The 13,197-nt window shown below is 38.9% G+C and carries 9 protein-coding genes, 2 tRNA genes and 1 pseudogene; 7 read left to right on the top strand and 5 right to left on the bottom strand.

What is annotated here, in order from left to right; all coding sequences use genetic code 11:
• Positions 1 to 181 (top strand): annotated as a pseudogene (locus VIH09_RS06905) (3-deoxy-D-manno-octulosonic acid transferase); the annotation flags it as partial.
• A 472-nt stretch (positions 182 to 653) separates the two neighbouring features.
• Positions 654 to 848, top strand: a complete 195-nt coding sequence (locus tag VIH09_RS06900) for a hypothetical protein (protein WP_091432885.1) — start codon at positions 654 to 656, stop codon at positions 846 to 848.
• Between the two features lie 83 nt (positions 849 to 931).
• Here the strand turns inward: VIH09_RS06900 and VIH09_RS06895 are convergent, their stop codons facing one another.
• From VIH09_RS06895 to mutS, 4 genes are all read right to left on the bottom strand, one after another.
• Positions 932 to 1,279, bottom strand: a complete 348-nt coding sequence (locus tag VIH09_RS06895) for a YegP family protein (RefSeq protein ID WP_331579240.1) — start codon at positions 1,277 to 1,279, stop codon at positions 932 to 934.
• 101 nt (positions 1,280 to 1,380) lie between these two features.
• Positions 1,381 to 1,466 (bottom strand) — tRNA-Leu (locus VIH09_RS06890).
• 79 nt (positions 1,467 to 1,545) lie between these two features.
• Positions 1,546 to 1,621 (bottom strand) — tRNA-Gly (locus tag VIH09_RS06885).
• Positions 1,622 to 1,770: 149 nt separating this feature from the next.
• Positions 1,771 to 4,377 carry a DNA mismatch repair protein MutS gene (gene mutS, locus VIH09_RS06880; protein ID WP_331579238.1) on the bottom strand — a complete coding sequence of 869 codons (2,607 nt, stop codon included), beginning with the start codon at positions 4,375 to 4,377 and terminating at the stop codon, positions 1,771 to 1,773.
• A gap of 161 nt (positions 4,378 to 4,538) precedes the next feature.
• On the opposite strand from mutS, the gene VIH09_RS06875 reads away from it, so the two are divergent.
• From VIH09_RS06875 to VIH09_RS06865, 3 genes are all read left to right on the top strand, one after another.
• Entirely contained in the window at positions 4,539 to 4,985 is a 447-nt protein-coding gene (locus VIH09_RS06875; RefSeq protein ID WP_331579236.1) for a DUF1573 domain-containing protein, read from the top strand.
• A gap of 72 nt (positions 4,986 to 5,057) precedes the next feature.
• On the top strand, positions 5,058 to 5,594 hold the full coding sequence (locus tag VIH09_RS06870; RefSeq protein WP_331579234.1) for an RNA methyltransferase: 537 nt from the start codon (positions 5,058 to 5,060) through the stop codon (positions 5,592 to 5,594).
• A gap of 36 nt (positions 5,595 to 5,630) precedes the next feature.
• Positions 5,631 to 8,414 (top strand): T9SS type B sorting domain-containing protein, encoded by a 2,784-nt coding sequence (locus tag VIH09_RS06865; protein WP_331579232.1) that lies wholly within the window; start codon positions 5,631 to 5,633, stop codon positions 8,412 to 8,414.
• Positions 8,415 to 8,420: 6 nt separating this feature from the next.
• Here the strand turns inward: VIH09_RS06865 and folK are convergent, their stop codons facing one another.
• Entirely contained in the window at positions 8,421 to 9,554 is a 1,134-nt protein-coding gene (gene folK, locus VIH09_RS06860; RefSeq protein WP_331579230.1) for a 2-amino-4-hydroxy-6-hydroxymethyldihydropteridine diphosphokinase, read from the bottom strand.
• Between the two features lie 136 nt (positions 9,555 to 9,690).
• Here folK and sppA point away from each other — a divergent pair, with 136 nt between their 5' ends.
• Positions 9,691 to 11,451 (top strand): signal peptide peptidase SppA, encoded by a 1,761-nt coding sequence (gene sppA / locus VIH09_RS06855; protein WP_331579228.1) that lies wholly within the window; start codon positions 9,691 to 9,693, stop codon positions 11,449 to 11,451.
• Between the two features lie 227 nt (positions 11,452 to 11,678).
• Positions 11,679 to 13,197: AsmA family protein (locus VIH09_RS06850; protein ID WP_422653671.1), on the top strand; the 1,519-nt coding region annotated here is incomplete at its 3' end.

Below are 13,197 nucleotides of genomic sequence, written 5' to 3'. Positions count from 1 at the left end.
CGAAGCGACCGCTTTGGTAAACATGGGCGGCTGTGTTTCCATTTCGACAAAAAAAGAACTGCACGACACTTTTAAAGATTTAATTTTAAACGATTCCATCAGGAGCGAAAAAGGGCACATTTGTAGCACTTTCGTTTTAATGAATAAGGGCGCCACTAACGTCATCATGAAAACGCTCTAAATAGTGTGCTGATTTACGACAAAATTATTAATCATCATGAGTATTAACTACTCCTTTTTTATAAAGTAGAATATAATAATGTACCCTAAATCTCGATAATAAATCCATTTGCTTACAGACAAGAATTTGCCACAGCAAAAACGACCCAGCGGCTTTTAAAATTATTGAAACATTAGCCACTACGCCTTTAGGCAGATATAATATATTTAAAACCAATTAATTAAAAATAAACTCGAAAATTTAGCGAAATTGAAGTCAAATAGTAGCTCTAAAAAAATAAGTCGGCAGAAATTTAAGTAATTCAAAAAAGCAACTTCTTATCAAGGCCTTATTTTTCGGCACCATAACGGCGATATCGGGCAAAATCACAAATGAAATATTATTTTCAAAAAAAAAATAAAAAAATTATTTACGTATCAAAAAATGTATATCTTTGCCTCGAATTAATAATTAACCTTTATATTAAATTAAGATGAAAAAAGTATTTTTAAGTTTAGCTGTTGTTGCTGTTTTAACTGTTGTATCTTGTAAAAAAGCTGACGCTTCTGCTGAAGAAGTTGTAGCTGTTGACTCTACTGAAGTAGTAGTTGATTCTGTTGCTGTTGATACTACTGCATTAGCTGTTGATTCTGCTGCTGTTGTTACAGAAACTCCTGCTGCTGAGTAATTTTTAATTACGATCAAAAAAATCAAAGCCATCCGCGCAAGCGAGATGGCTTTTTTATTGCCCAAAACCAAATTCTAAAGATTTTAGTCCTCGAATTTAAAATCATTATTGGAAAAATCCAGGATCTCCGCTTCCGATCCGTATTTGATTATTTCGTTAATTCCTTTCTGTACCATCAGTTCCGTTGTATATTTTCTGCTCGTGGCCATAACCACACCATCGGCCACTACCCTGAAGAAAAACTTTCCAGCGGTCGTTTTAAACTTCACAAAAGCACAGCTCTGAAAAACTGATCTCACGTACTCCGCATCGGCCTCACAGTCCATTCTCAGTTCGTATGCCTTACTCGTAAAAATAGTTTTCCCTTTTCTGGAGGTAAGCTCAAACTTATAATCCCCGCTAAATCGTTTCGTAATTACAAAAGAAGCCATATTTCGAATAGATGATATTTACTTTAAAACAAAAAAAAACTAACATTTTTCCTCAAACGGATATAAACAAAAAAAAGCCTCTTCAAAAGAAGAGGCTTTAGTACTCAGAGCGGGACTTGAACCCGCACGAACATTGCTGTTCACTGGATTTTAAGTCCAGCGTGTCTACCAATTTCACCATCCGAGCATTACTACTTTTCGATTTTTATACCTAATTTTTATAAAAAATTAATTAAATATAGCCACCATCCGAATATTTTATGGTTTGGAGCGAAAAACGGGGCTCGAACCCGCGACCTCGACCTTGGCAAGGTCGCGCTCTACCAACTGAGCTATTTTCGCATTTTCAATTCTTAAAAAGAACCGCAATACTTGTTCTGTATTGCGGATGCAAATTTAGGACATTTATTGAATTACACAAGCCTTTTTTACAAAAAAATTCAAGATAAAAGTTAAACTATTGATATCCCTAACTTTAAAAATGAATAAATTTATTTTCTGGTGAGCATTCTTTTTATTTCGTTCAATTTCATCAATGCTTCCATCGGCGTGATGGTATTTATGTCTAAATTTAGTATTTCTTCTTTGATTTCCTCCAACAATGGATCGTCTAAATTGAAGAAACTCATCTGCATTTCCTCTTTCTCTGATTTTATTCCATGCAACACATCACTGGAATGATTTTTCTCCAATTTCTTCAACAGCTTTTGCGCTTTCAAAATCACTATTTGCGGCATTCCTGCCATTTTTGCCACGTGAATTCCAAAGCTGTGCGCGCTCCCCCCTTTCACCAATTTTCTTATGAAAAGAACGGTGTCTTTAAGCTCCTTCACCGAGACGTTGTAATTTTGAATCCTCGGCAAGGATTCATTCATCTCGTTTAGTTCATGATAATGGGTTGCGAACAAGGTTTTAGGCCTGGAAGGATGTTCATGCAGAAATTCTGCAATGGCCCAAGCGATGGAGATTCCATCATAGGTACTGGTTCCCCTTCCAATTTCGTCCAGCAGCACCAAACTTCTGTCGGAAATATTGTTCAAAATCGAGGCGGTTTCATTCATTTCGACCATGAAGGTGGATTCCCCCATCGAAATATTATCGCTTGCCCCTACCCTTGTGAATATCTTATCGACGGCACCCATTCTTACACTATCGGCCGGGACGAAGCTTCCCATTTGGGCCAACAATACGATTAACGCGGTTTGACGCAAAATAGCCGACTTACCAGACATATTGGGACCGGTAATCATTATCAGTTGCTGGGTTTCCCTATCCAGAAAAACATCGTTTGCGATATAAGGCATTCCGACCGGCAACTGCTTTTCGATAACGGGATGGCGACCGTTCTTGATTTCCAGCTCAAAAGTTTCGTCAAGTTCAGGACAAACATATCTGTTTTCGATCGCCAACTGCGTAAAAGAACACAAACAATCTAGCTGAGCCACTAAATTGGCGTTCAATTGAACCGGCTTTATGTAAGTCGCAATCCAAGCAACCAATTGCTCGAACAATTCTGATTCTATCTTTTGGATTTTCTCCTCGGCACCCAAAATCTTAGTTTCGTATTCTTTTAATTCCTCCGTGATGTAACGCTCGGCATTCACAAGGGTTTGCTTCCTGATCCATTCTGAGGGCACTTTATCTTTATGCGAATTTCTGACTTCAATATAATATCCGAAAACGTTGTTGAAAGAAATTTTCAATGAAGAAATACCGGTTAATTCTGATTCCCGCTTTTCTATTCCGTCCAAAAATTCTTTGCCCGAAGTCGAGATTGCTCTCAATTCGTCCAGTTCTTCGCTTATTCCCTTGGCGATCGCATTCCCTTTGGCGACCGCCACAGGTGCGTCTTGGTTTAATGTCGTTTTAATTTTTTCGCGTAATAAATCGCAGCTGTGCAAGCTGTCCCCAATAATCCTTACTGCGTCTTGCGGACTTTTTAAAGCCAAAGTTTTTATGGGAATAATGGCATCAAGCGATTCCTTAAGATAAACAACTTCTCGTGGAGATACTTTTCCCGCGGCTATTTTGGAAATCAAACGTTCCAAATCTGAAATCTGTTTGATTTGTTGTTGCATGCTTTGCAAAACCTCCTGATTTTCTTTCAAATAGGAAACCACTTGGTGACGGCTTCGGACCTTATTGCTGTCTTTCAACGGCAATGCAAGCCAACGTTTGAGCAAACGTCCCCCCATTGGCGAGAGCGTTTTGTCAATTACGTCCAAAAGCGTAACCGCATTTGGATTGTAGCTGTGATACAATTCTAAGTTACGAATCGTAAATCGATCCATCCAAACATAAGCGTCTTCGGCTATACGCTGAACGGAAGTGATGTGCTGCACCCTGTTGTGCTGCGTTTCGGATAAGTAATACAAAATAGCTCCCGAAGCAATGATTCCTTCCTTTAAATCTTCGATACCAAACCCCTTTAAGGAAACCGTCTGGAAATGTTTTGTCAATATTTCGAACGCATAATCCTCTTTATAGATCCAATCCTCCAAATAAAAACTGTGATAATCATCCCCGAAAATTTCACGGAATTCATTTTTATTGTTTTTCGGAATCAAAACCTCGCTCGGGCTAAAGTTTTGCAAGAGTTTGTCTATGTATTCGGCATTCCCTTGAGCGGTAAGAAATTCACCAGTGGAAACGTCCAAAAATGATATTCCGATTGACTTATTGGCAAAATAAACCGAAGCCAGAAAATTATTGGTTTTTGAGTTTAAAACTTCGTCATTCATGGAAACTCCCGGAGTAACCAATTCTGTTACGCCGCGTTTTACAATCGTTTTTGTCGTCTTAGGGTCCTCCAATTGATCACAAATCGCGACACGAAGACCTGCCTTGACTAATTTTGGCAAATAAGTGTTTATTGAATGATGCGGGAAACCGGCTAAGGCCGTCTCCGTTGCAGATCCCGCACCCCTTTTTGTCAGGGTAATCCCCAAAATCTTAGAAGCTCTTACCGCATCATCCCCAAAGGTTTCGTAAAAATCGCCTACTCTAAATAATAAACATGCATCCGGATATTTCCTTTTGATTTCATTGTATTGTTTCATTAACGGTGTTTCCTTAACTACTTTATCTTTAGCTGCCAATTTATACTGTTTTTAATTAATGTAAAATGTGACAGCGAATTTAAATATTTTATAGCGAATAAGTACCACTTCAAAAATTAAAACCATTTTTAAGGAAAAATTAAGCAATTGGCATGATTTTTTCTCTAAATTTGTTCTACTAATCATAAAAACTAAAAAAAATGAAGAAAATATTTTTACTAGCGATGCTAACTGTTCTAGGAGCAGCTACTTCTTGTGCCCAAGAAACCAAAAAAAAAATAAAGGCAACTAGTGCTGCAAAAGTTGCTAAAGTAGATGGAGCCGGGATGGTTTTTGTTTCAGAAACAATCGATTACGGGACAATTGCACACAATGCGGACGGAAAACGTGAGTTTGTATTTACAAACAACGGAAACAAGCCGTTAATCATTACAAACACTCAAGGTTCATGTGGTTGTACTGTTCCTACTTCTCCAAAAGAACCGATTGCTCCCGGAGCAAAAGGGATTATTGGCGTAAAATACGCAACTGACAGAGTTGGTGCATTCACAAAAACGGTAACTGTAACCTCTAATGCTGCAGGAAACGCCACGATGGTACTTACCATTAAAGGTACCGTTTTGGCTGATGAGGCCACAAAAAGCTAAATTTTAATTAATACAAATAAAAGCTTCCCTTAAATCGGAAGCTTTTTTTATTTGAGCAAACCCCAAAATAGAATGAGAAAGCTAGAAAACAGCGAATTGGAGCGAAAATCAATTGAAGCCTTCAAAGAATCAGAAAAAACTCCAATAATTATCGTTTTAGACGATGTTCGCAGTTTGCATAATATAGGCTCCGTATTTAGGACCGCCGATGCTTTTTTGATCGAAAAGATCTACTTATGCGGCATCACCGCAACGCCCCCAAACAAGGAAATTCATAAAACGGCGCTGGGCGCGACCGAAACGGTGACTTGGGAGCACAATCAAGATGTTCTGGAAGTGATTGAAAACTTAAAGCGGGACAAGGTTACCACCTTAGCCATAGAACAGGTGCAAAGCGCCATATTCCTTCAAGACTTTGAAATAGAAAAAGGGGAAAAATACGCTTTGGTATTTGGGAACGAAGTCCACGGTGTTTCCCAAGAAGCGGTTGCGCTCTGCGACGGCTGCATCGAAATCCCGCAACTGGGAACCAAGCATTCTTTGAACATTTCGGTCAGCGCGGGAATAGTGGTTTGGGATTTATTTCAAAAATTAAGATATTCAAAGTAATTTTAAAAAAAATAAAAAATTGAATACTTTTACAAAATGAAGAATTATATTTTTTTAAAAATAGTAATCGTTGTTTTATTTTTAGTTTCGAATGTCTTTTATGCCGGTGCCCAACCTATAATCACAGCCACAAGCAACACAAGTACTTATTGCATAAGAACTTACACAAATATAACTACTGCTGTAACAATAGCTGACCCTAGTAATGAAATAACTGAAATTTACATTCAAATCTCAGCTGGATATGTAAATGGGCAAGATCAATTAATATTAAATAACTCAGGCTCTCATCCAAAAATTGGAATAGACCCTTTCAACTCTAGCACAGGAAAACTTCGATTATATAGTCTAGGCTCCGCAACTGCAACCGATTTTGAAGCAGCTGTAGAAGATATACAGTTCTACAATTCTTCTATGTTTCCCTCAGGAACTAGAAGCTTCTCCATTACTATTGGTCAAGCCAATTATTTACCTAGAAACGGCCATTACTATGAATTCGTCCCAAATCTGGGAATTACATGGACTGATGCTAAGCTTGCCGCAGAAGGAAGCAATTACTATGGTTTACAAGGCTACCTAGCGACCCTTACCGCCGCTGATGAGGCGAAAATTGCGGGAGAACAAGCATCGGGAGCAGGATGGATTGGCGGTAGCGACGCGGAAACGGAAGGAGTATGGAAATGGGTGACGGGACCGGCAGAAGATAGAGTTGTCTTTTGGAATGGTGCCGTAAATGGATCCTCTCCCAATTTTTCCCTTTGGAATAATAATGAACCTAACCAGTCAGGAAACGAAGATTATGCGCATATCACGGCTCCAGGAGTGGGAATTAAAGGCTCCTGGAATGACTTGCCGAATACCGGGGAGGCCAGCGGGGATTACCAACCCAAAGGTTATATCGTGGAATACGGGGGAATGCCTGGAGACCCGGTCCTAAATATTTCTGCCAGCACAACGATAACAATTCCAAGGATAGAAAGCACAACTCCGGCATCGAGATGCGGATCCGGAAGTGTAACGTTGCAGGCATCTGTTTCAAATGGCGATGCATTCTGGTATTCAACTCCAACTTCCACTACACCATTACTGATAGGAAACAGTTATGACACGCCTTACATAACGACAAACACGACCTACTACGTTGATGCCGGTTGCATTTCAAACAGAACAGCAGTTATCGCTTCCATAAAAACAATACCAACAGTTATTTCAACCACCGCAAATTCTCGATGCGATTCGGGAACCCTAACTTTAATGGCGACAGCTTCTGAAGGAAACATACAATGGTATGATTCGGCAGGAAACTTATTAGCCACAGGAAATTTATTTACAACGCCAAGCATTACAGCAACCACAACATATTATGTTGATGCTATAGCAAACGGTTGCACAAGCCCAACAAAAATCGCCGTTATCGCAACGGTCAACAATTCCCCTGCAATTACTTCAACAACTCCCGGCTCTCGTTGTGATTCTGGAACTGTAACTATAGGCGCAACGGCTTCCGCAGGAACGCTTAACTGGTATGGCGTCGCAACGGGAGGAATGTCATTGGCTACGGGCATAACATTTACAACTCCAAATTTAACCACGTCAACAACTTATTATGTTGACGCGACCGCTGACGGCTGCACAAGCCCAACAAGAACTGCAATTGTAGCTACTATGTATACAACCCCTACAATTACCTCAACTTCGCCCGCATCGGTTTGCGACTCCGGAACCGTAACGTTGGCGGCGACCGCTTCAGCCGGAAATGTACAATGGTATGATTCAGCGGGAAATTTATTGGCAGCGGGAAATTCTTACGCAACCCCTGTCATTTCAGCGACTACAACCTACTACCTGGATGCTATCGCGAATGGCTGCACAAGCCCAACACGAACCGCAATTGTCGCTACCGTCAACACGACTCCATCAGTTACCTCCGTAACCCCTGCATATCGTTGTGATTACGGAACAGTAACGCTGCAAGCAACCGCTTCCAGTGGAAACATAAACTGGTATGATGACGCTGGCAATCTTTTAGCGACAGGAAACACATTTACGACTCCTGTCCTTGATTCAACTACAACCTATTTTGTTGACGCTGCAGTTTCTGATTGCAAAAGTCCAAAAACTTCAATTACCGCAACCGTTTATCCCATAGACAAAACAAACGAAGAAGTGCTTTTATGCCAGGGCGAAACTACTACATTGGACGCTTCAATTTCAGGCATGAATTATTTGTGGTCCCCCAGAGGCGAAACCACCCAAACAATTGCAATTTCAACCGTTGGTGAATACAGCGTGACAATCAGTTCCCCGACTATTGTTTCATGCGATTCGCAAAAAATATTTGATGTCATAGAACATCCGGAACCCATCATTAGCTCGATTGCTGTAGAGGAAAATTCAATTACAATTGAACTTGCAAACGCCGAAAGCTACTATGAGTATTCGATAAATGGTGAGGATTTTCAAGTTTCAAACCAGTTTTCACACATCCAGACCGGTCAACATACGGCTTTTGTAAGAGATAATAATGGATGTAACTTGGTGGCACAAGATTTCACCATCTTTACCATAGCCAAATTTTTCACGCCAAATTTCGACGGTTTCAATGACGTTTGGGAAATTAGGGAAATGCAAGATTATCCTAATGCAAGAGCTCAGATTTATGACAGATACGGTAAATTAATAATAGATCTAACTTCTTATAAATATAGTTGGGATGGCAAATTCAACAATAAGATTTTGCCTGCAGATGATTATTGGTACCGTCTAAAATTGGATGCCACGATTCCAGAATTAACCGGACACTTTACATTAAAAAGATAAGTTTACTTAAGAAATCTTCTTTTTAATTTCATCCAAAATATAGAGGTAATCCTCTTGATTTTTGACGAAATCCCTGTCAGAAACGTCAATTATTAAAACATTCAGTTCCGTTTGTGATTTGATGTAATCCAAATATCCGTTGTTGATTTTTTCCAAATATTCCGCTGGTATTTTCTGTTCGTAACTTCTGCCTCTTTTCTTGATGTTCTGCAGCAATCGTTCCGAATTCTGATATAAATAGACATACAAATCGGGCCTGGGCATCTCTCTGTAAATGATGTCAAAGAGGTTGCGATACAATCTGTATTCGTCTTCCGCCAGGGTTATCTTGGCGAAAATCAACGATTTGAATATGTGGTAATCGGCAACCAGAAAGTCTTTAAACAAATCAAATTGAGCCAAATCATCCGATAATTGTTGGTATCTGTCGGCAAGGAATGACATTTCGAGCGGAAAAGCATACCTGTTTTGATCTTTATAAAATTTGGGCAAAAAAGGGTTGTCAGCAAAACGTTCCAAAACTGTCTTTGCATTGAAGTCCTCTGCAATCTTGGTAGCCAAGGTGGTCTTTCCCGCACCAATATTCCCTTCGAAAGCAACGTAATTAAATTGCTCCAACGAAATATTCTGCAATGGACTTTCTAAATGATGGGCCACTACACAATTGCCGTCATCTTGACAATCTTGAAGCAAAGTTGAAATTGATTTTTTTAAAACGGGATGCTCCCAGTCCAAATTTAAATCCTGGATAGGCAACAACACGAAATTACGATCTTGCATTAGAGGATGCGGAATCTGCAATTTTTCGGTTTCGATAATTTCAGAATCAAAAGCAATCAGATCTATATCAATCAGCCGAGCTTGATATCCTTTCTCTTCATTACGGACGCGGCCCAGTCTTTTTTCGATCTTTAAGACTTGGCTCAGTATTTTATGTGCCGAACTGAAAGTATGCAAAACCAGGGCACAATTATAGAATGCGCCGCCTTCAAAACCCCATGATGGTGTCTCATATATTTTTGAAACTTTAATGACCGTTCCAATTTCTCGGTGTATCAAGTCGATGGACTGCCTCAGGTTTTCAAGTCGATCCCCTAGATTGCTTCCTATCGATAAAATGACCTGATGTTGTGATTTCATATTAAGCGCAAATTAACTAAAAGAATTTCAGAATAGAACTATATTTGCATAAAGTGTTGGTAACAAAATGTAGAAATTGCGAATATAAATCTGTAACAATTCATCCTTTTTTGCTACTTATTAAAAAAATATAATTATGAAGTTTTTAGGAAATGTATTGGCAACCATTGTTGGTTTATTTGTTTTTTTGATGCTATTCTTTTTTGGAATCCTAATCATCGTGGCCATTTTTGGTGGGGAACCTGAAGGGGTAACGGTCAAGAATAACTCAGTCATCGAATTGGACCTTAAAAACATAAAACACGATTATGCCGGAAAATACGAAGACCCATGGATCAAAATATTTTCGGACAAAAAAAGTGTCGGATTAACGGATGTGATCAATGCAATTGAAGAAGCAAAAACTGACGATGACATCAAAGGAATTTCCATTTTAAATGATGAGTCTTCCTTAGGAATAGCGCAAAGCAAAGCCTTGAGGGATGAACTGGAAAGCTTCAAAAAATCGGGAAAATTTGTGATGGCTTATGCCAATGTCTATTCCCAGAAGGAATATTATCTTAATTCTGTCGCTAATCCAATTTATATCAATCCGGTAGGAGAAATGGATTTCAAAGGACTCTCTGCTGAAATACTTTTTTTCAAGGAATTACAGGAAAAAACGGGTGTAAAAATGGAAGTGATACGTCATGGAAAATACAAAAGCGCCGTGGAACCATTTCTTGAAAACAAAATGAGCGACGCCAACAGAGAACAAACTACCGCTTTACTAAATTCAGTTTGGAATTCAATTGTGGCTGAAATCTCGAAAAGTAGAAACGTCCCGGTTGACAAACTTAACGAAGTCGCAAATGGTCTTCTGGCCCGAACTCCGGAAATGGCAAAAGAACAAAAATTGGTGGATATCATCGCCTACGAAGATGTGTATCACGATGCAATCAGAAAAGCGTTAAAAGTGGAGAAAGACGAAGATTACAATAAAATCAGCATCTTCGATTACACTAAAAAAATGATGACCACCTCAAAAATTAATGATGCTAAAGATGAAATAGCCATCATATATGCACAAGGAGAAATTCAAAGCGGCGAAGGGGATGTGAACACGATTGGTGAAGGGTCCATGCGACGCTCTCTGCAAGAAGCGAGAAAAAACAAAAATGTAAAAGCCATCGTACTTCGTATTGACAGCCCGGGCGGGAATGCCTTGACATCCGATTTGATTTGGCGAGAAGTGGAATTGACCAAAAAAGTAAAACCCGTAGTGGTCTCCATGGGGAATTATGCCGCTTCGGGAGGGTATTATATCGCCTGCAACGCAAACCAAATTTTTGCAGAAAACAACACCATTACCGGTTCCATAGGCGTTTTTGGAATATTGCCGAACTTCAATAAACTGACGACAAAAATCGGTATCAATGCGGAGCAGGTAAATACTCATGAGAACTCTGCTCGTTATAGCCCATTTGTTCCTTTGGACGAAAAATTCAAAGCGGTCACTCTTGAAGGCGTCGAGCATATTTACAAAACTTTCGTAACGCATGTTGCCGAAGGTCGAAAAATGACCTTTGCACAGGTGGATTCAATTGCGCAAGGCAGAGTGTGGTCTGGATCTGAAGCTATCAAAATTGGCCTTGTAGATAAAATTGGCGGGCTTAATGACGCAATCAGTGCAGCGGCCAAATTGTCCAAAATCAAAAAATACAATACCCGCAACTATCCAGAATACAAGAAAGACATTGAGGATCTTTTAGCCAACTTACCGTTTGCAAAGTCCAAGGAAGCTTTTATAAAAGAGGAATTAGGAGAGGAAAATTATAAAGTATTACAAGGAATAAAAAGAATGCAATCCAGGAAAGGGGTTCAAACTATGATGCCTTTTGAAATCAATATTCAATAGAACAAATACTACAAAAAATGAATCCGTTTGAAAAATTTTCAAACGGATTTTTTTTGCTTTTAACACTTTTCAAAAAAACGGAACTCATTGTGATTTCAGTCGCCAAATATCAGCAATCCATTATTTATGAAAACTTTAGAGATCAACCAATCTATAAAACACTATTTTTGTAACTAAATTACGGCAACATTATTGCTGTACAATTTGAAAATAAATATCCAAATCATATGTTGAAAATCATTTTAAAAATCATTTTGACTATAATTGTCCTAATTACAGTCTCCTTATTTGCAATCCCTTATTTTTTCAAAGACGAGATAAAAGCCAAAATCACTTACGCCATCAATCAAAAGCTGGACGCTAAAGTCGGTTTTGCGGACGTCAATTTGAGTCTGTTCAAAAATTTTCCCAATGCCAATGTAACTATAGACGAATTGGTCATTATCAATAAAGCCCCTTTTGCTGGAGACACCTTGGTTTCATTAGAGGAATTAGACCTAAAAATGTCTATCAAGGAACTTTTAAAAGGAAAGGATGAAGCCATCGACATTCAGGGAATTACGTCAAAAAATGGACTGATAAACATCCTTTTTAATAAAGATGGCGTTGGCAACTATGATATCGCCTTGAAAGACGAAATAAAGGGCGCCCAAAAAAATAGTCCGTTGTCCTTGAAAATTCAAAATTATAAATTCGAAAATTTCAAGTTCAAGTACTTTGACGAAAGCTCAAAAATAAAAATGCTGGTCGACAGTATCAACCATGAAGGAACGGGTGACTTTGCTGCTTCAAAACTGGATCTGGTAACGAAATCTACAGGAAAAATGACGCTGAATATGGACAAAGTCAACTATATGAATAATGTTCCATTGACTTTGGATGCCGTTTTGGGCATCGATTTAGAAAAAAGCAAATACACCTTCAAAGAAAACAAAGCATTGGTAAACCAACTGCCACTGGAATTCGACGGCTTTATTCAACTGGTTGACGCTGGTCAGGAATATGATTTGAAATTCAAAACTCCAACTTCTTCGTTCAAAAATTTCTTGGGGATTATACCCGCAGCGTATGCTTCGAGTTTGGATAACGTAAAAACAACCGGGGACTTTACGGTTGCCGGCTATGCAAAAGGGCTGTATTCGGACACCACCGTTCCTAAATTCAACGTTGATATCGCATCCAATAACGCTTCTTTTAAATATCCCAATTTACCCAAATCTGTTGAAAACATAATAATTGACACTAAGATTATTAATGAAACCGGGATTTTAAACGATACTTACATTAATCTGGACAAACTGTCTTTTAAAATTGACCAGGATGTTTTTAATGCGAAAGCAAACATTAAAAACATCACCCAAAATGCGATAGTTGATGCCGCCTTGAAAGGAACCATCAATTTGGCCAACGTATCCAAGGCCTATCCGATAAAACTGAAGAAACCGTTGACCGGAATATTGAAAGCGGACGTGACCACAAAATTTGACATGATTTCAGTCGAAAACAGTCAATACGAAAATATTAAGAATGCGGGAACGATGAGTCTATCCGACTTTAAATATGCTGATGAAAATGGCAAGACCATGAACATCAGCAATGCTTTGGTACAGTTTAATCCCAGTCAGGTCAATCTGAAACAATTCGATGCAACTACTGGAAAAAGTGACCTTAGCGTAACTGGAGTACTGGAAAATTTTTATGGTTTCATCTTTAAAAACCAAGAATTGAAAGGGAATTTTAACCTGA

The organism is Flavobacterium sp. (assembly GCF_036515215.1).
Taxonomy (GTDB): domain Bacteria; phylum Bacteroidota; class Bacteroidia; order Flavobacteriales; family Flavobacteriaceae; genus Flavobacterium.
Note: the sequence above shows the minus strand (reverse complement) of the source record. Positions and strands in the feature narration are given on the sequence as shown.